Below are 18,576 nucleotides of genomic sequence, written 5' to 3' on the forward strand. Positions count from 1 at the left end.
ATAATGGCAAAAGTGGCAACTATCACGTTAAATACCGCCTATGATTTAGTGGGGCGGTTAAAACGTATTGAGCTAGGTGAAGTTAATACGGTGGAAACCTTGGGCTTATTCCCTGCGGGCAAAGGCATCAACGTGGCAAAAGTGTTGAAAGATTTAGGCGTTGATGTAGCGGTGAGTGGTTTCCTTGGGCGTGATAATCAAGGGGATTTCAACATAATGTTTGCGGAACTGGGCTTAGAAGATCGCTTTCAGCGTGTGGCGGGCAAAACCCGTATAAACGTGAAAATCACCGAGACAGAAGCCGATGTAACGGATCTCAATTTCTTAGGCTATGAAATTTCACCACAAGATTGGCAAGATTTTGTGCAGCAATCCTTGTTGTTATGCAAAGATTTTGACATTGTCGCAGTGTGTGGCAGCTTGCCGCGCGGTGTCAGTCCAGCAGATTTTGCAGATTGGCTTAAACAGCTACAACAAGCAGGCGTAAAAGTGGTGTTAGACAGCAGCAATGCAGCGCTCAGCGCGGGGTTATCCGCCAATCCTTGGCTAGTGAAACCCAATCATCGTGAGCTTGAGGCTTGGGTTGGGCATTCCTTGCCAACCCTTGAAGAGATTATTGCTGCCGCAGAAAAATTGCGCGCACAAGGCATTGCCAATGTGATTATTTCAATGGGAGCAGACGGTTCTCTGTGGTTAAGCGAACAAGGTGTGATCCAAGCGAAACCACCAAAATGTGAACAAGTGGTTAGCACCGTGGGCGCGGGAGATTCGATGGTGGCTGGATTAATTTACGGATTGAGCAAATCGCTTTCACAGCAAGACACCTTGGCGTTTGCCAGTGCGGTATCTGCCTTTGCGGTATCGCAAAGCAATGTGGGCGTGAGCGATCCTACATTATTAACACCAATCTTAGAAAAAGTAGAAATTTCAGTGATTAAAGGGTAGAACAATGAAGATTTTTTTGACAAACACACAACAATTAGGCAATGCCAAAGCCTTTTTGATTAAACAGGTGCTTACTGTGGCAGCAAAACAGCAAGGTGATGAAGTGGTGGCAGAAGCCAACCAAGCGGATTTAGTGATCGCCTTAGGCAGTACGCCAAATAACAGCGCATTACAAGGCAAAAAACTGTTTGTGGCAGAGGTGGAAAACGCCTTTAATGCGCCAGAAGCGATCTTAAAACAAGCGCAGTTGGAAGCGGTGGAATATCAGCCTGAAAATTCAAATGGGGCAGAAAATAAAAGTGCGGTGCAAAATGCGCCAGATTTTTCTAATCAAACGAAAAATATTGTGGCAGTGACCGCTTGTCCAACGGGCGTAGCGCATACCTTTATGTCTGCGGAAGCCATTGCTGAATATGCTAAAAAACAAGGTTGGAATGTGAAAGTGGAAACCCGTGGGCAAGTGGGATCGAGCAATATCATTTCGCCTGAAGATGTAGCGAACGCGGATCTCGTCTTTATTGCCGCTGATATTGATGTGGATTTAAGCAAGTTTGAAGGCAAGCCGATGTACCGCACGTCCACCGGACTTGCGTTGAAGAAAACGGCGCAAGAATTTGAAAAAGCCTTCAAAGAAGCGAAAATTTATACGGGGGCAAATGTCGCCAAATCACAAGCCAGCGAAGAAAGCACTGGTGAGCGTAAAGGGTTGTATAAACACCTGATGACAGGGGTTTCCCATATGTTGCCATTGGTGGTCGCAGGGGGCTTGCTGATTGCCATTTCCTTTATGTTTGGGATTGAAGCCTTTAAAGATCCGAATATTGCAGGTGGTTTACCAAAAGCCTTGATGGATATTGGTGGCGGTGCAGCGTTCCACTTAATGATCGCGGTATTCGCAGGTTATGTGGCGTTTTCTATCGCTGATCGCCCTGGATTAGCCGTGGGGTTAATTGGTGGTATGCTCGCTACCACCGCAGGCGCTGGGATTTTAGGTGGGATTATTGCCGGCTTGCTTGCAGGCTATGTGGTGAAATTCTTAAACCAAGCCATTCAATTACCTGCTAGTTTAAGCTCATTAAAACCGATTTTAATTCTGCCATTGCTCGGTTCTGCGATTGTCGGCTTGGTGATGATTTATCTCATCAATCCACCGGTAAAAGGCTTAATGGACGCATTGGTGGAATGGCTCAACACAATGGGACAAAGCAATGCGTTGTTATTAGGCGCGGTGCTTGGTGCGATGATGTGTGTGGATATGGGCGGTCCAGTAAACAAAGCGGCTTATACTTTCGGTACAGGCTTAATCGCTTCTGGCGTTTACACCCCAATGGCTGCGGTAATGGCAGCAGGGATGGTGCCACCGATTGGAATGGCAATTGCTACATTATTAGCACGCAAAAAATTCACCGCCAATCAACGTGATGCGGGTAAAGCGTCTTTTGTATTAGGTTTATGCTTCATTTCTGAAGGTGCATTGCCATTTGTGGCGGCAGATCCTGTGCGTGTGATTGTATCAAGTATTATTGGTGGTGCAGTAGCTGGCGCGATTTCTTTAGGCTTATCGATCGGCTTACAAGCACCACATGGTGGCTTATTCGTGATCCCATTTGTGACTCAGCCATTAATGTATTTAGCAACAATTGCTATTGGTGCAGTGCTAACTGGCGTAATTTATGCAGTCATTAAACCAAAACTTACAGAAAAATAACCGCACTTTAGCGAACGTGTACAAGCTCAAAGCGTTATAAAAGATGTAAATAAAATGGATTATTGTTTGGTGATAAATTAATTTGCCAAAATAATCCATTTTTTACTAAGACTGTTGTTGATTTATGTCTTGAATTTGTAGTAGAATTCGCAGTCTATCCATATAGTTTGGATAGGTTCGTCCCGAAAGGGTGTTATTAATTTTAGCGGAGTACTAAGATGATCCAAGAACAGACTATGCTGGACGTTGCTGATAACTCAGGCGCTCGCAGTGTAATGTGTATCAAGGTTCTAGGTGGATCGCACCGTCGTTACGCTGCTATTGGTGATATCATCAAAATTACTGTGAAAGAAGCAATTCCTCGCGGTAAAGTTAAAAAAGGTGATGTATTAAAAGCAGTTGTTGTGCGCACCAAGAAGGGTGTTCGTCGCCCAGATGGATCAGTCATTCGCTTCGATGGTAATGCTTGTGTAATTTTAAACAATAACACAGAGCAACCAATCGGTACTCGTATTTTTGGACCTGTGACTCGTGAACTTCGTTCTGAGAAGTTTATGAAGATCATTTCTTTGGCACCAGAAGTACTATAAGGAGTAAGAAATGGCTGCAAAAATTCGTCAAAATGATGAAGTAATTGTTCTTGCTGGTAAAAGCAAAGGCAAACGTGGTAAGGTAACTAAAGTGTTACCAAACGGTAAAGTAGTTGTTGAAGGTATCAACATTATCACTAAACATGAAAAACCAGTTCCTGCATTAGGAAAAGAAGGTGGTTTAGTGAAAAAAGAAGCACCAATTGATGCGTCAAATGTTGCGATTTTTAACCCGAAAACAAATAAAGCTGACCGTGTAGGTTTTAGATTTGAAGATGGTAAAAAAGTACGTTTCTTTAAATCTAACAATGAAATTATTTAATCAAAAACTGGAGTAATGCGATGGCGAAACTGCATGATTACTACAGAGATCAAGTAGTTAATGAATTGAAAGAGAAATTCAGCTACTCGTCTGTCATGCAAGTCCCACGAATCGAAAAGATTACCCTGAATATGGGTGTGGGTGAAGCATTGACCGATAAGAAGTTGCTAGATAACGCAGTTGCGGATTTAGCAGCGATTAGTGGTCAGAAACCTTTAATTACTAAAGCACGCAAATCTGTTGCAGGCTTTAAAATCCGTCAGGGATATCCAATCGGTTGTAAAGTGACACTACGCGGTGAGCGTATGTGGGAGTTCTTTGAACGTTTAATTACGATTGCTGTTCCACGTATTCGTGATTTTCGCGGTTTAAGTGCTAAATCATTTGATGGTCGTGGAAACTATAGTATGGGTGTGCGTGAGCAAATTATCTTCCCTGAAATCGACTACGATAAAGTAGATCGCGTTCGTGGTTTAGATATCACAATCACAACTACTGCTCGCAGCGATGAAGAAGGTCAAGCACTATTGGCTGCCTTTAATTTCCCATTCCGTAAATAAGGCAGGTTACAAATGGCTAAACAATCAATGAAAGCACGCGATGTGAAACGCGTAAAACTCGCTGAGAAATTCTATGCAAAACGTATGGAGTTGAAAAAAATCATCTCTGATGTAAATGCATCAGACGAAGATCGTTGGGCTGCTGTGTTAAAGCTACAATCTTTACCACGTGATTCAAGCCCTAGCCGCCAACGTAACCGTTGCAACCAAACTGGCCGTCCACACGGTTTCTTACGTAAGTTTGGATTAAGCCGTATTAAAGTTCGTGAAGCAGCAATGCGTGGCGAAATTCCTGGCCTTAAAAAAGCAAGTTGGTAATTTACTACTTTATTTTGGAATCGGAGTAAAAGCACAATGAGTATGCAAGATCCAATCGCAGATATGTTGACCCGTATTCGTAACGGTCAAGCTGCGAATAAAATTGTGATCAGTATGCCTTCATCCAAGCTAAAAGTGGCAATTGCCAATGTATTAGCTGAAGAAGGTTATATTGAAAGCGTTAAAGTTTTAGAAGGTGTTAAGCCTGAACTGGAAATTACTTTAAAATATTTCCAAGGGAAACCAGTTGTAGAAAGCATTCAACGCGTAAGCCGTCCTGGTCTTCGTATTTATAAACGTAAAGACGAATTACCAAAAGTTATGGGTGGATTAGGTGTGGCTGTAATTTCTACATCTCAAGGTGTAATGACTGATCGCAAAGCTCGTCAAGAGGGCTTAGGCGGTGAAGTTATTTGTTATGTAGCTTAATAGAGAGGTAGGAAAATGTCTCGTGTTGCAAAAGCACCTGTTAGTATTCCTGCCGGCGTTGAGGTAAAACTTGACGGACAGCTACTAACAGTTAAAGGTAAGAATGGCGAATTATCTCGCACTATTCATAACTCAGTTGAAGTTAAACAAGATAATAATGAATTAACTTTCACACCTCGTGAAGGTGTTGTTGGTGCTGACGCACAAGCGGGTACAGCGCGTGCATTAGTTAATGCAATGGTTATCGGTGTTACTGAAGGCTTCACTAAGAAGTTACAATTGGTGGGTGTTGGTTATAGAGCGCAAATGAAAGGCAACGTTGTTGCATTAAGTTTAGGTTTTTCACACCCTGTTGAGCATACATTACCTGCAGGCGTTACTGGTGAATGTCCATCACAAACAGAAATCGTTCTGAAAAGTGCAGACAAACAGTTAATCGGTCAAGTAGCCGCAGATATTCGTGCTTATCGCCGTCCTGAGCCTTACAAAGGTAAAGGTGTACGTTACGCTGATGAAGTTGTACGTACAAAAGAGGCTAAGAAGAAATAATTAAGGTAACACTATGGATAAGAAATCAGCTCGTATCCGTCGTGCAGCTCGCGCTCGTCATATGATGAGAGAGCAAGGTGTAACTCGTTTAGTTGTTCACCGTACTCCTCGCCATATTTATGCGCAAGTAATCGCACCGAACGGTTCACAAGTGCTTGCCGCTGCTTCTACAGTTGAGAAAGCAATCAGTGAGCAAGTTAAGTATACCGGTAATAAAGATGCTGCAGCAGTAGTTGGTAAAATTGTTGCAGAAAGAGCCTTAGAAAAAGGTATCAAAGACGTAGCATTCGATCGTTCCGGTTTTAAATATCATGGTCGCGTCCAAGCTTTAGCGGATGCTGCCCGTGAAGCTGGTCTACAGTTCTAATAGAGGTAATTTGAGATGGCAAACATCGAAAAACAAGCTGGTGAACTGCAAGAGAAGCTCATCGCGGTAAACCGTGTATCAAAAACAGTTAAAGGTGGTCGCATCATGAGTTTCACTGCATTGACAGTGGTTGGTGATGGCAATGGTCGCATTGGTTTTGGTTATGGTAAAGCGCGCGAAGTTCCGGCAGCGATCCAAAAAGCGATGGAGAAAGCTCGTCGCAATATGATTACTGTGGCTTTAAATGAAGGCACATTACAACATCCAATTAAGGGTTCTCATACAGGTTCACGCGTATTTATGCAGCCTGCAAGTGAGGGTACTGGTATTATTGCAGGCGGTGCAATGCGTGCAGTTTTAGAAGTTGCTGGTGTTCGTAACGTTCTTTCTAAAGCATACGGTTCAACTAACCCAATTAACGTTGTTCGTGCAACAATTGATGCACTAGCAAATATGAAATCACCAGAAATGGTAGCTGCTAAACGCGGCAAGACCGTTGATGAAATTTTGGGGTAATGCAGAATGGCTAAAACTATTAAAGTAACTCAAGTTCGTAGTTCTATCGCTCGTTTACCGAAGCATAAGGCTACCTTGCGTGGACTAGGTCTTCGCCGTATGCACCATACTGTTGAGTTAATCGACACTCCCGCTGTGCGTGGAATGATTAACCAAGTTTCATATATGGTTAAAGTGGAGGAATAAGAGAATGCGTTTAAATACTCTATCTCCGGCTGAAGGTGCTAAGCATAGTGCAAAACGCTTAGGTCGTGGTATTGGTTCTGGCTTAGGTAAAACAGGCGGTCGAGGTCATAAAGGTCAAAAATCTCGTACTGGTGGCGGTGTTCGTCGCGGTTTCGAAGGTGGTCAAATGCCTTTATATCGTCGTTTACCGAAATTTGGTTTTACCTCAATGAAGTCGGCTGTAACTACGGAAGTTCGTTTGAATGATTTAACAAAAGTTGAAGGCAACATTGTGACATTAGACACGCTAAAAGCGGCTAATGTGTTAACTAAAGATATTCAATTTGTTAAAGTTATTCTTTCAGGTGAAGTAAAAGGTGCTGTAACTGTTCGTGGTTTACGCGTAACTAAAGGTGCAAAAGCGGCGATTGAAGCAGCCGGCGGTTCAGTTGAGGAATAGTTCATAAATGGCTAAACAACCAGGTTATCAAAGTAGAGCCACACAAGGTGGAACAGGAGAGCTAAGAACCCGATTACTATTTGTATTGGGGGCTCTGATTGTTTTTCGTATCGGTTCTTTTATTCCGGTTCCTGGTATTGATGCAGCTGTTTTAGCTCAATTGCTTGAGCAACAAAAAGGTACCATCATTGATATGTTCAACATGTTTTCTGGTGGTGCCTTGAGTCGTGCGTCAGTTTTTGCTTTAGGTATTATGCCATATATTTCGGCATCAATTATCATTCAATTACTGACAACGGTTCATCCAGCATTAGCTGAATTAAAGAAAGAAGGTGAAGCAGGACGCCGTAAAATTAGCAAGTATACTCGTTATTCCACATTAGTACTTGCTACTATTCAGGCGATTGGTATTTCAACTGGTTTACCACATATGCTACCAGGCTTAGTACCAAACTTGGGTTTTAGTTTTTACTTTACTGCGGTCATTAGCTTAGTAACTGGTTCAATTTTCTTGATGTGGTTAGGCGAGCAGATTACTGAGCGTGGTATTGGAAATGGTATATCTTTAATTGTTTTTGCTGGTATTGTTGCCGGATTACCATCAGCGATAGGGGCAACAATCGAACAAGCTCGTCAAGGGCAAATACATTTGTTAGCACTTTTATTAATCGCTGTTATTGTTTTTGCGGTAGTCTTCTTTGTAGTCTTTGTTGAAAGAGGACAGCGTAGAATTAAAGTTGAGTATGCTAAACGTCAACAAGGTCGTCAAATTTTAGGTGGACATACAACGCATCTTCCACTAAAAGTGAATATGGCGAGTGTTATGCCTGCAATTTTTGCTTCAAGCGTAATTTTGTTTCCAGCGACATTGACTTCTTGGTTTGGTCAAGGAACTAATTTTGATTGGCTGACTGATCTTTCAATGCTCTTGCATCCGGGTCAACCTTTATATTTGATCGTTTATGCTATCGCAATTATATTCTTCAGTTTTTTTTATACTGCGATGCAATTTAATCCACGTGAAACAGCAGATAATTTAAAAAAATCTGGTGCATTTATTCCAGGGATTAGACCAGGTGAACAAACATCACGTTATATTGATAAGATTATGACTCGCCTAGCCCTAATTGGCGGTTTATATATTACGTTTGTATGTTTAGTTCCTTATGTTATGACATCAGCTTGGAATGTTCGTTTCTATTTTGGTGGAACTTCTTTGTTGATTGTTGTAGTTGTAATTATGGATTTCATCGTTCAGATTCAAAGTTATTTAATGTCAAATAAGTATGAATCTGCGCTGAAAAAAGCAAACCTAAAAGGTTTAGGGCAGTAATGCCATATAGAAAAGGGATAAGCAATGAAAGTTCGTGCTTCCGTAAAGAGATTATGTCGTAATTGTAAAATTGTTAAACGCGAAGGTGTTGTACGAGTATTGTGCAGTGACCCTAAGCATAAACAACGTCAAGGTTAATGGCATAATTTTCTTGCAAAGAACCAGCTGAGCATATATAATGCTCAGCTCATTTATGTCCTTGGTATACTGTTTGAGTATCCTGAAAACGGGCTTTTCAAGATCAGTATATCAATTTAGTTAAAATAATAGGAGTGCATAGTGGCCCGTATTGCAGGCATTAACATTCCTGATCAGAAACATACTGTAATTGCATTAACTTCAATTTATGGTATCGGCAAAACTAGAGCAAAAGCTATTTGTGCTGCAACAGGAATTGCTGAAGACGTTAAGATCAGAGAATTGTCTGAAGAGCAGATTGATAAACTGCGTGACGAAGTTGGTAAATTTACCGTTGAAGGTGACTTACGTCGTGAAGTAACACTTAACATTAAACGTCTATTAGACTTAGGTTGTTATCGTGGTTTACGTCATCGTCGTAGCTTACCAGTGCGTGGTCAACGTACTAAAACTAATGCGCGTACCCGTAAGGGTCCACGTAAGCCGATCAAGAAGTAAGTCGGGGTAAATTAAATGGCAAAAACACCAGTTCGTGCACGTAAACGTGTAAAAAAACAAGTGGTAGATGGCGTTGCTCACATTCACGCATCTTTCAATAATACAATCGTTACTATTACCGACCGTCAAGGTAATGCTTTGGCATGGGCTACCGCTGGTGGTTCAGGTTTCCGCGGTTCTCGTAAATCAACTCCGTTCGCTGCACAAGTTGCTGCTGAACGTTGTGCAGAAATGGTCAAAGAATTTGGCTTAAAGAACTTGGAAGTTATGGTAAAAGGACCGGGACCAGGTCGTGAATCGACAATTCGTGCGCTAAATGCAGCGGGTTTCCGAATCACGAATATCACTGATGTGACCCCGATCCCGCATAATGGTTGTCGTCCACCGAAAAAACGTCGTGTGTAAGACGTACTAGGATAGTTGGAGAAAGAAAATGGCAAGATATTTGGGTCCAAAACTCAAGCTAAGCCGTCGTGAAGGTACTGACTTATTCCTTAAGTCAGGAGTACGCGCGATTGATTCAAAATGTAAAATTGATGTAGCGCCTGGTCAACATGGTGCTCGTAAACCGCGTTTGTCAGACTATGGTAGTCAACTACGTGAAAAACAAAAAGTTCGTCGTATCTATGGTATTTTAGAGCGTCAATTCCGTAACTACTATAAAGAAGCAAACCGCTTAAAAGGTAATACTGGTGAGAATTTATTGGTATTGCTAGAAGGTCGATTGGATAACGTTGTTTATCGCATGGGATTTGCAGCTACTCGTGCTGAAGCTCGCCAATTAGTGAGCCATAAGTCAGTAGTTGTAAATGGTCGTGTTGTTAACATTCCATCATTCCAAGTTTCGGTCGATGATGTTGTAGCTATTCGTGAAAAGTCTAAGAAACAAGCTCGTATTAAGGCATCATTAGAACTCGCAGAGCAAAGAGAAAAGCCAACTTGGTTAGAAATTGATTCTGCAAAAATGGAAGGTGTGTTCAAACGTGTTCCTGAACGTTCTGATTTATCAGCAGATATTAACGAACATCTGATCGTAGAGCTTTATTCTAAATAATAGTTAAAGCTTCGTAGCAAAGAGAGGATAAAATGCAGGGTTCTGTTACAGAATTTTTAAAACCACGTTTAGTTGATATTGAGCAAATTAGCCCAACTCATGCTAAGGTGATCTTAGAGCCGTTAGAGCGTGGTTTTGGCCATACTCTAGGTAATGCATTACGCCGAATTCTTCTTTCTTCAATGCCAGGTTGTGCTGTAACTGAAGTAGAGATTGATGGTGTTTTACACGAGTATAGTAGTAAAGAAGGCGTTCAAGAAGATATTCTTGAGGTTCTTCTTAACCTGAAAGGTCTAGCGGTTAAAGTTCAGAATAAAGATAACGTATTTCTGACACTACATAAATCTGGAATTGGCCCTGTTGTTGCAGCTGACATTATCCATGATGGTGATGTTGAGATTGTCAATCCTGAGCACATAATTTGCCATCTGACAGATGAAAATGCATCAATTAATATGCGTATTCGTGTTCAGCGTGGTAGAGGATATGTGCCAGCTTCTTCGCGTGCTCATAGCCAAGATGAGGAGCGTCCTATTGGGCGTTTATTGGTCGATGCTTGTTACAGCCCCGTTCAACGTATTGCTTATAATGTAGAAGCGACTCGTGTTGAACAACGTACTGATTTGGATAAGTTAGTCATTGAGCTGGAAACAAACGGAACTATTGAGCCAGAAGAGTCGATTCGTCGTGCAGCAACAATTTTAGCAGAGCAACTAGATGCATTCGTTGATTTGCGAGATGTTCGTCAGCCTGAAGTCAAGGAAGAGAAACCGGAATTTGATCCGATTCTTTTACGTCCTGTTGATGACTTAGAGTTGACAGTTCGTTCTGCTAACTGTTTGAAAGCAGAAACAATTCACTATATCGGTGATCTAGTACAACGTACAGAAGTTGAGCTATTAAAAACACCTAATCTTGGTAAGAAATCACTTACTGAAATTAAGGATGTGCTGGCTTCTCGTGGCTTATCACTTGGTATGCGCCTTGAAAATTGGCCACCAGCAAGCATTGCTGAAGATTAGTGGTCATTGGGTTAAGATTTTTCTGAGAAGGATAAGATCATGCGCCATCGTAAGATTGGTCGTCAACTAAATCGTAATAGCAGCCATCGTAAAGCGCTGTTTCGTAATTTAGCAACTGCATTAGTTAGTCATGAAATCATCAAGACAACATTGCCAAAAGCAAAAGAATTACGTCGTGTAGTTGAGCCGTTAATCACATTAGCAAAAGAAGACAGCGTTGCAAATCGTCGTTTAGCTTTTGCGCGTACACGTAACATTGAAACTGTTGCGAAATTATTCAACGAATTAGGGCCACGTTTTGCACAACGTGCTGGAGGATATACTCGTATCCTTAAATGTGGTTTCCGTGCTGGAGATAATGCACCAATGGCATACATTGAGTTAGTAGATCGCCCAGCAGCTGAAGAAGTTTCAGCATCTGAATAATATTAAATATAGCAGTTTTTACCGTTATATTTAATTAACGTACAATTGGCTTTAGCTATTTATAGTTAAAGCCAATTTTTTATTGTGATTATAAATCAAACAAATCATTATCACGTAATAAATGCACATTGCCTTTACGGCGTAAGAATCCGCAGCGATCAAAGTACTCCATTAATTGTACCGTCATTTTTCTTCCCCATTGCAATTCATCACGCAGCTGATTGACGGAAATCTCACCCTGTTGCAAAATGAATTCTTTGATCCAGCGAGCGTAAGCATAAAGGGTTTCGGTGAGCATAAAACGATCACGTATAATGGGGGTGAGATAGCCTAATTTGCCTGCTTTGTAGAGAAAGTTGCGCATTTCGCTTTCTTCAAGATTGAGTAAATTGGCTAGATCACGTACCCAAAGGGCTTGTCCTTGTTGCAGTTCAAAGTATGTTAAGATTTTCTGCCACAAAACGTGTTCTTCAGCATTGAAACGAATTTTATGCTCAGGAAGATGTAACCACCCTCGTGTCTGCTGAATTTTATTTTGTTCCAGAAGCTTTTCAGTAAAATGATAAATCAAGGTTTCAGGCTGATTAATGGCCGCAATGCGATATAAACGCGCTTTGCTTAATCCCAGTTGATCTGGCTGTTGTTGATGATAGTTTGCCAAGGTTTCAATGAGTTTATCGGATTGCGTTTGTTGATAGTCTTGGCTAAACGCCCAACCTTGCCAAGCCAGCGCCTGATTATCGACAATCAACGCGCTGAGTTGGGCTCCTTCCATTTGTTCCAGCCACGCCAGTTCAGCCAACTGCATAGGACGATGGTGTAAATAGTAGCTCAAGCGTTGAGCGGAATGCTGTGCAGTGAGTAAATTTTGCAAAAAATTCAACCGCACTTCGGTGCGTTTATAACGTTTTGGCGAATGAATTTCGATCACTTTGCCGCCTGCCAATAAGCATTTTGCATCGCCTGTACGTAAAATTAATTTATCACCATAGGTTAAAAATAGCGGTTCTTGTAAAATTAGCTCTGCCAAGGCTTTTTGTTGGGAGGGAAGCTGTTTAGCTTGTAATAATGTGAGCTTTCCAGTGGTGCGAGATGCTGCGTGATAAATATGTACCACCTGGCTTTCTTGCAAGTTTTGCGCGGCTTCTACTTCAAGGGTGATCCGATCCGTTGGCGAGAGTGGGGGGGAAGAAAAAAGCCAATCCCCACGTTGAATTGCCTCTCTCGAAACCTCGGTTTGAATATTTAACGCCAAACGCTGCCCCGCTTCGCCAAATTCGGCTTGGCTATCTTGGCTGTGGATATTTTTTACGCGCACTTTCTGCCCTGTGGAAAGATAAAGTTCATCATTGATTGTTACCTGTCCACTAAAAGCGGTACCCGTTACCACCGTCCCTGCACCTTTGATGGTAAAAATTCGGTCAATGGCATAACGGAAAGGTTTGTTACGATCTGCCAGTTCAGGTAAATTAGCTAAATAATGTTGTAATTGTGCAATACCTTGCTTTGTTTGGGCGGAAGTAATAAAAAATGGGCCTTCTGCTAGAAATGGATATTGCTGAATAATTGATTGTTTTACTTCATTAATTTTTGATTCACTGACTTTATCCGCTTTCGTCAGCACCACAATAATTTGTTCAAAATGCAATAAACGCAAAATGGCTAAATGTTCCGCCGTTTGTGGCTGAATGCCCTCATCTGCCGCCACAATCAACATTGCATAATACACGCCACCTAAGCCCGCGAGCATATTAGAAAGAAATTTCTCGTGGCCGGGGACATCAATAAAACCAAGCCTTTTCTCTTGCAATGGCAAATAGGCATAGCCTAAATCAATGGTCATACCACGTTTTTTTTCTTCAGGCAGGCGATCGGCATTCGTGCCAGTTAAAGCTCGTAGCAACGCGGTTTTGCCGTGGTCAACGTGGCCTGAGGTAACAATAATCATAGTTGCTCCAAGGTATTTAGTAGGCGCTCAAAATTCGCAAGGCTACGCAAATCGAGCCAAAGTTTATTTTGTTCCACTCGACCAATAATCGGTTGAGAAAGTTGTTTGAAGCAGTGGATAAGTGCGGTCAATTTTTGCGAGGTTTTTTCTTCAACGGTTACCGCAACAGAGGGAATTTTCGCTAAAGGCTGCGCACCACTGCCAATCTGTGCTTGGCTTTCTTCCACGCGGATTGTATAGGCAAAATTTAACTGATTTTCCAACCGCACTTTGAGTATTTCCGCTTGCTGGCGTAATGTTGAAACAGGCTGCGTGAGCAAATGCAAACTGGTGAGATTTTCCGCTAATTGCTCAGGCTGAAGATATAAACGCAAGGTCGCTTCTAAGCCCGCTAAAATCACTTTATCGCAACGCAACGCCCGTTTCAGCGGGTGGGATTGTAATTGGTCAATAAAATCTTTTTTCCCAACAATAATGCCTGCCTGTGGGCCACCTAGTAATTTATCCCCAGAAAATGAGATTAAATCCACACCTTGTTGCCATTTTTCCTGCACAGTGGGTTCAGCTGGCAAGCCATACTGGCTGAGATCCACTAATGCACCGCTGCCTAAATCAGTCATCACTGGCACATTCATTTCCTTGCCAAGTTGTGCTAATTCGGCTTCGCTGACAGAATGTGTAAAACCACAAATTTGATAATTACTGCTGTGAACTTTCATTAAAAAGGCGGTATTTTCGTTGATTGCACAGCGATAATCCGCCAAATGGGTGCGATTTGTTGTTCCCACTTCCACCAGTTTACAACCTGCTTGCTGCATAATATCTGGAATACGGAATGACCCGCCGATCTCAATTAGCTCACCACGCGAAATCACCACTTCTTTACCAGCTGCAAAGGTGGCTAACATCAGCAACACCGCCGCTGCATTGTTGTTCACCACGCAAGCTGCTTCCGCGCCCGTGAGCTCACATAATAATTCGCTGATATAATTATCTCGATGGCTACGCTTGCCTTCGAGTAAGTTATATTCCAACGCCACATTCTCTTGCATCGCCAATAACGCCGCTTGTTGTGCTGTGTTTGCCCATAACGCACGTCCTAAATTGGTATGCAGCACTGTACCTGTTAAGTTATGCACAGGCTGAATTTTGATTTGTTGTTGGGTTTGTAATTGTCGTTGAATTTCTGCGATCAGTGTGGAATTATCGTGAAAAAAGTGTGATATTTTTTGCGTGCTTTTTATCTGATAGCGTGCATTCTCAAGCAAGTTTCGGCAAATTTTCACTACTGCACTACGTCCAAATTCTGCGATCAAAGACGTAATTTCAGGCTGTTTTAGCAATTTATCAATGGAAGGAAGTTGTTGGAATAGGCTGTTCATTATGCTGTCCTATCTATCATTTATGCCATTCTAGGAAAATTAGCCTTAATCATACTGTTTTTTTGTTGAAAATTCAGCCCTAACTTATCAAGTGTGCCGTATTGACTAAATTTCCCTAGCAACACCTTGAATAATCAGCTGATTTCCTTTAAAGTGAACACACTTTTGGAAGATAGGCGTTTCCGGTGAAACGGCAGGACTTCAAATCCTGTTAAGGTTGCCAGCAATCTTGGGTGGGTTCGACTCCCATTGTCTTCCGCCAATTCACTGTTCTACACGTCTCTAACTAAATCCCACTGCTTCAAAAATCCTTGTAAAATCTAGCCTTTGGCGATTTGTATGTGTCTGATTGCGTCTTCGTAAATCTCTATAACGCAATATAATTGTACCAAGAATTGTACCAAGATTTTAAAATTTCTCTACGTTACTCCCAAAAGTAATGATTTAGACAATAAAAATCTTGGTACAATTATCCTAAAAATCATTTATTTTCATATGGTTAGATTATGCCACCAGGTGGCAAAGTGGTTGTTTTTTCTTGGTACAATTTTTTAAAGGTTGATACTATGGCAAGAAAAACACAGCAACTAACAGACACACAGATTAGAAAGGCGAGAGCCGACAATAAAGAAATCACTTTAAGCGATGGTAACGGGCTTTTTATTGTGGTTGCATTGTCTCAATCTAAGATATGGCATTTTAAATACACTAACCCACGCACTAAGAAGCGAACCAAAAAGACTATAGGGCATTATCCTACTATCACACTTGCGCAAGCACGGGCTAAGCGTGATGAATATCAAGCCTTATTAGCGCAAGGCATCGATCCAAAAGACTATGAGCAACAGCAAAGCCAACTGCAAGCCAATGCGTTAAACAATACCTTTGAGAAAGTGGCGTTGAATTGGTTTGAGGATAGGAAGCTAAAACCTGACTTTTCGGAGCGTACCGTACAAGATACTCTAAAGCGTTTTCAGCGGCATATCTTTCCCACTATTGGCAATTATCCTATTACAGAAATCACGCCATTAATGGCAATCAATGCGCTTAAACCGTTGGAATTAGTAGGCAAATACACAGAGTTATCCAAGGTAGTCACGAAGATTAACGAAGTGATGACCTATGCGCTTCACCGTGGGATTATCCCCACTAATAACCTTGCTAAGATTGGCAAGGAGTTCACCAAGCCGACACCGCAAGGAATGAACACCATAGAGCCGCAAGAGCTAGAGAGCTTTATCACAGCATTTTACCAAGCCAAAGAGAAAAACCGCTTTAGCCCGTTTTCTTTCTATGCGGTGCTATTGGTGCTTTTAACTGGTGGAAGACCATCAGAGATAGCGGGGGCGAAGTGGGCAGATATAGATTTTAGTGAGAACCTTTGGGCGTATCGCGTGCAGAAAGGCAATAAGAACTTAAAGGGCGGACGGTTGCATATTGTCACCCTATCACGGCAAGCGGTGGCGGTATTGCAAAAAATGCGAGAAATTAGCACCGCACTTAGTTTAAGTAGTGAATTTGTGTTCCCTAGCCTTACTGCAAAATCTGGCCATATTACGATTGAAGCAATGCGCAACGCCATAATAAAGACTCTAGGCAAGGGAAAAGACCGCATAAGAGAGATTTACAATAAGGCGAAGTATTTAGAGCAACGGGCGCGAATGTTGCAAGATTGGGGCGATTATTTAGAAAGCATCGCGCCAAAGCCTTTTGTTTAATTCCACCACAAAAAACTTTTAAAGCCGATCTAATGATTGGCTTTTTTTTTGTTCGTTTTTACCAATAAAATTTTTTTACATGTGCGAGAAAAAATCGTAGAAGCTTAGCGCTTACACAAAAAATAAATATCTCAATGTCTGATAAAAGTTAAAGAGTCTACTGTGGCTATAAAAATTTGAAGAAAGCGAGTATAATTTACTTAACATAAGCACGGTGCAATATGCCAGTTTAAATAACAAGGCATTTATCAAAAAAACACAGTTGAGCGCTTTTCGCTGATCTTCTCCTGTCTGTCAGGTATGATCATTAACACTTAATAAAACGCCAACATCACACCAAATTTTCTGCTCAAAAAATGAGAATATCCGTTATAATCATTTTATTAACACAAAAAGAAAAGAGATAACAACGATGATACGCTTTGAAAACGTCAGCAAGGCTTATTTGGGTGGCAAGCCTGCCTTGCAGGGATTAAACTTTCATCTTCCCGTGGGGAGTATGACCTATGTCCTTGGACATTCTGGCGCGGGGAAAAGTACCCTATTGAAACTCATTATGGGTATGGAACGAGCTAATGGCGGGCAAATTTGGTTTAATGGACACGATATTACGCGCCTGTCTAAATACGAATTACCATTCTTACGCCGCCAAATCGGTATGGTGCATCAAGATTATCGTCTGCTTGCTGATCGTTGTATTGTAGATAATGTAGCCTTACCATTAATTATTGCTGGCATTCATCCGAAAGAAGCGCAAAGCCGTGCCTTAGCGGCGTTAGATCGCGTTGGCTTGCGTGATCGTGCTAATCACTTGCCAATCCACTTATCTGGTGGTGAACAGCAGCGTGTAGATATTGCTCGCGCCATTGTCCATAAGCCACAATTATTGCTTGCCGATGAGCCAACAGGCAATTTAGATAACGCTCTTTCGCTGGATATTTTTAATTTATTTGAAGAGTTTAACCGTCTTGGGATGACGGTGTTAATTGCCACTCACGATATTAATATTGTTCAACAAAAACCAAAACCTTGTTTGATCTTAGAACAAGGTCATTTACGTTAAGGAAAGCCCAATGAGTTCTCGTCCGATCAATGCCTCTTGCTGGGTACAAACCCATTATGTGCTGCGAGCCGTGCTGGCAGATTTAATTAAGAAAAAATATGCAACCTTATTAACCATTCTCGTTATTGCCGTTTCGCTGACAGTGCCAACGGTAAGCTATTTATTGTGGAAAAATATTCATCAGGCCACTACGCAATTTTATCCTGAAAGTGAACTGACTGTTTATTTGCATAAAAATCTTACGGAAGCTGATGCCAATTTAGTGGTGGAAAAAATTCGTCAACAAGTAGGGGTGGAAAGCCTGAATTATGTTTCTCGCCAAGAGAGCCTTAATGAATTTAAAAATTGGTCTGGTTTCAATGAGGGCTTGGATATTTTAGATGATAATCCATTACCTGCAGTGGTGATTATTAAACCCGCCAAAGACTATAACGAAAGCAAGAAACGCAATGAACTACGGGAAAACCTAAACAAAATTAAAGGCGTGCAAGAAGTGCGTTTAGATAATAATTTAATAGAAAAACTTACTGCTCTTTCGTGGCTTATTGCACATATTGCGGTGGTTTGTACTATTTTGATGACTATTTCTGTTTTCCTTGTAATTGGCAACAGTATTCGTTCTGATGTATATAGTAATAAAGCCAATATTGAAGTAATGAAATTGCTCGGTGCGACAGATCACTTTATCCTACGCCCTTTCCTTTACACGGGAATGATTTATGCCGTGTTAGGAGGGTTACTTGCCTCTATTTTCAGTGCCATTGTGATTGGCTATTTCACCAGTGCAGTGAAATATGTCACGGAAATTTTTGCCGTAAACTTTGAGCTACACGGCGTAATGATCGGCGAACTGCTATTTCTTCTCGCGATGTGCGCTTTCGTGGGCTACACCGCAGCATGGTTATCAGCGAAAAAATACAGCTAATTTTATCCCCCTTTCCTCGTGTAAAGGGGATTTTTCCTTTTCTGTTCTTTCCCATTTTATCAACACTTTGTGAGTCAAATTGAGTATTCTTTATAGAAAGATCAATTATTCGCAACTTTTTTATAAAAACACTTGCTTTT

At 41.5% G+C, this 18,576-nt stretch carries 24 protein-coding genes and 1 tRNA gene; 23 read left to right on the forward strand and 2 right to left on the reverse strand.

What is annotated here, in order from left to right; all coding sequences use genetic code 11:
- The first annotated feature begins 3 nt into the window (after nucleotides 1-3).
- From fruK to rplQ, 19 genes are all read left to right on the forward strand, one after another.
- Nucleotides 4-945 carry a 1-phosphofructokinase gene (gene fruK / locus L5B71_RS09065; protein ID WP_265758065.1) on the forward strand — a complete coding sequence of 314 codons (942 nt, stop codon included), beginning with the start codon at nucleotides 4-6 and terminating at the stop codon, nucleotides 943-945.
- A 4-nt stretch (nucleotides 946-949) separates the two neighbouring features.
- Nucleotides 950-2,653, forward strand: coding sequence for a fructose-specific PTS transporter subunit EIIC (locus L5B71_RS09070; protein ID WP_265758066.1), 1,704 nt, complete (start codon nucleotides 950-952; stop codon nucleotides 2,651-2,653).
- Between the two features lie 218 nt (nucleotides 2,654-2,871).
- A complete protein-coding gene (rplN, locus tag L5B71_RS09075; protein ID WP_005548786.1) occupies nucleotides 2,872-3,243 on the forward strand; it encodes a 50S ribosomal protein L14 in 372 nt (123 codons plus the stop codon).
- A gap of 10 nt (nucleotides 3,244-3,253) precedes the next feature.
- Entirely contained in the window at nucleotides 3,254-3,565 is a 312-nt protein-coding gene (rplX, locus tag L5B71_RS09080) for a 50S ribosomal protein L24 (protein ID WP_103855457.1), read from the forward strand.
- A gap of 20 nt (nucleotides 3,566-3,585) precedes the next feature.
- Complete coding sequence (rplE, locus tag L5B71_RS09085) at nucleotides 3,586-4,125, forward strand: 50S ribosomal protein L5 (protein WP_265758067.1); 540 nt, start codon at nucleotides 3,586-3,588, stop codon at nucleotides 4,123-4,125.
- Between the two features lie 12 nt (nucleotides 4,126-4,137).
- Nucleotides 4,138-4,443: a 30S ribosomal protein S14 gene (gene rpsN / locus L5B71_RS09090; RefSeq protein ID WP_103854526.1), complete on the forward strand. Its 306-nt coding sequence runs from the start codon at nucleotides 4,138-4,140 to the stop codon at nucleotides 4,441-4,443.
- A 36-nt stretch (nucleotides 4,444-4,479) separates the two neighbouring features.
- Nucleotides 4,480-4,872, forward strand: a complete 393-nt coding sequence (gene rpsH, locus L5B71_RS09095; protein WP_265758068.1) for a 30S ribosomal protein S8 — start codon at nucleotides 4,480-4,482, stop codon at nucleotides 4,870-4,872.
- A 15-nt stretch (nucleotides 4,873-4,887) separates the two neighbouring features.
- Nucleotides 4,888-5,421, forward strand: a complete 534-nt coding sequence (gene rplF / locus L5B71_RS09100) for a 50S ribosomal protein L6 (protein WP_115248904.1) — start codon at nucleotides 4,888-4,890, stop codon at nucleotides 5,419-5,421.
- Nucleotides 5,422-5,434: 13 nt separating this feature from the next.
- Complete coding sequence (gene rplR / locus L5B71_RS09105; RefSeq protein WP_265758069.1) at nucleotides 5,435-5,788, forward strand: 50S ribosomal protein L18; 354 nt, start codon at nucleotides 5,435-5,437, stop codon at nucleotides 5,786-5,788.
- A 15-nt stretch (nucleotides 5,789-5,803) separates the two neighbouring features.
- Nucleotides 5,804-6,304, forward strand: coding sequence for a 30S ribosomal protein S5 (rpsE, locus tag L5B71_RS09110; protein ID WP_265758070.1), 501 nt, complete (start codon nucleotides 5,804-5,806; stop codon nucleotides 6,302-6,304).
- A gap of 6 nt (nucleotides 6,305-6,310) precedes the next feature.
- Nucleotides 6,311-6,490: a 50S ribosomal protein L30 gene (gene rpmD, locus L5B71_RS09115; protein ID WP_103854522.1), complete on the forward strand. Its 180-nt coding sequence runs from the start codon at nucleotides 6,311-6,313 to the stop codon at nucleotides 6,488-6,490.
- Nucleotides 6,491-6,494: 4 nt separating this feature from the next.
- Nucleotides 6,495-6,929 carry a 50S ribosomal protein L15 gene (gene rplO, locus L5B71_RS09120; protein WP_265758071.1) on the forward strand — a complete coding sequence of 145 codons (435 nt, stop codon included), beginning with the start codon at nucleotides 6,495-6,497 and terminating at the stop codon, nucleotides 6,927-6,929.
- A gap of 7 nt (nucleotides 6,930-6,936) precedes the next feature.
- Nucleotides 6,937-8,262: a preprotein translocase subunit SecY gene (gene secY, locus L5B71_RS09125; protein WP_265758072.1), complete on the forward strand. Its 1,326-nt coding sequence runs from the start codon at nucleotides 6,937-6,939 to the stop codon at nucleotides 8,260-8,262.
- Between the two features lie 24 nt (nucleotides 8,263-8,286).
- Nucleotides 8,287-8,400 carry a 50S ribosomal protein L36 gene (gene rpmJ / locus L5B71_RS09130; RefSeq protein ID WP_115248907.1) on the forward strand — a complete coding sequence of 38 codons (114 nt, stop codon included), beginning with the start codon at nucleotides 8,287-8,289 and terminating at the stop codon, nucleotides 8,398-8,400.
- A gap of 141 nt (nucleotides 8,401-8,541) precedes the next feature.
- Complete coding sequence (rpsM, locus tag L5B71_RS09135; protein WP_017805524.1) at nucleotides 8,542-8,898, forward strand: 30S ribosomal protein S13; 357 nt, start codon at nucleotides 8,542-8,544, stop codon at nucleotides 8,896-8,898.
- Between the two features lie 15 nt (nucleotides 8,899-8,913).
- Complete coding sequence (gene rpsK / locus L5B71_RS09140) at nucleotides 8,914-9,303, forward strand: 30S ribosomal protein S11 (RefSeq protein WP_012072238.1); 390 nt, start codon at nucleotides 8,914-8,916, stop codon at nucleotides 9,301-9,303.
- A gap of 28 nt (nucleotides 9,304-9,331) precedes the next feature.
- Nucleotides 9,332-9,952, forward strand: a complete 621-nt coding sequence (gene rpsD, locus L5B71_RS09145; protein WP_265758073.1) for a 30S ribosomal protein S4 — start codon at nucleotides 9,332-9,334, stop codon at nucleotides 9,950-9,952.
- Between the two features lie 32 nt (nucleotides 9,953-9,984).
- A complete protein-coding gene (locus tag L5B71_RS09150; protein WP_265758075.1) occupies nucleotides 9,985-10,974 on the forward strand; it encodes a DNA-directed RNA polymerase subunit alpha in 990 nt (329 codons plus the stop codon).
- Nucleotides 10,975-11,013: 39 nt separating this feature from the next.
- Complete coding sequence (gene rplQ, locus L5B71_RS09155) at nucleotides 11,014-11,400, forward strand: 50S ribosomal protein L17 (protein WP_265758076.1); 387 nt, start codon at nucleotides 11,014-11,016, stop codon at nucleotides 11,398-11,400.
- Nucleotides 11,401-11,488: 88 nt separating this feature from the next.
- Here the strand turns inward: rplQ and selB are convergent, their stop codons facing one another.
- On the reverse strand, nucleotides 11,489-13,348 hold the full coding sequence (gene selB, locus L5B71_RS09160; protein ID WP_265758077.1) for a selenocysteine-specific translation elongation factor: 1,860 nt from the start codon (nucleotides 13,346-13,348) through the stop codon (nucleotides 11,489-11,491).
- A complete protein-coding gene (gene selA, locus L5B71_RS09165) occupies nucleotides 13,345-14,730 on the reverse strand; it encodes an L-seryl-tRNA(Sec) selenium transferase (RefSeq protein ID WP_265758078.1) in 1,386 nt (461 codons plus the stop codon). The genes selB and selA overlap by 4 nt, the downstream gene beginning before the upstream one ends.
- A gap of 167 nt (nucleotides 14,731-14,897) precedes the next feature.
- On the opposite strand from selA, the gene L5B71_RS09170 reads away from it, so the two are divergent.
- The 4 genes from L5B71_RS09170 (at nucleotide 14,898) to ftsX (ending at nucleotide 18,436) form a co-directional block, all read left to right on the forward strand.
- Nucleotides 14,898-14,992, forward strand: a tRNA-Sec gene (locus tag L5B71_RS09170).
- Nucleotides 14,993-15,296: 304 nt separating this feature from the next.
- Complete coding sequence (locus L5B71_RS09175) at nucleotides 15,297-16,448, forward strand: tyrosine-type recombinase/integrase (protein ID WP_265758079.1); 1,152 nt, start codon at nucleotides 15,297-15,299, stop codon at nucleotides 16,446-16,448.
- A 412-nt stretch (nucleotides 16,449-16,860) separates the two neighbouring features.
- The gene (gene ftsE / locus L5B71_RS09180) at nucleotides 16,861-17,511 is read left to right on the forward strand and encodes a cell division ATP-binding protein FtsE (protein ID WP_265758080.1); all 651 of its coding nucleotides are present in this window, start codon (nucleotides 16,861-16,863) and stop codon (nucleotides 17,509-17,511) included.
- A 10-nt stretch (nucleotides 17,512-17,521) separates the two neighbouring features.
- The gene (gene ftsX, locus L5B71_RS09185) at nucleotides 17,522-18,436 is read left to right on the forward strand and encodes a permease-like cell division protein FtsX (RefSeq protein ID WP_265758081.1); all 915 of its coding nucleotides are present in this window, start codon (nucleotides 17,522-17,524) and stop codon (nucleotides 18,434-18,436) included.
- The last annotated feature ends 140 nt before the right edge of the window (nucleotides 18,437-18,576 follow it).

Origin of the sequence: Avibacterium sp. 21-586 (genome assembly GCF_026226775.1) — a bacterium.
In the GTDB taxonomy this organism is placed as follows: Bacteria; Pseudomonadota; Gammaproteobacteria; order Enterobacterales; family Pasteurellaceae; genus Avibacterium.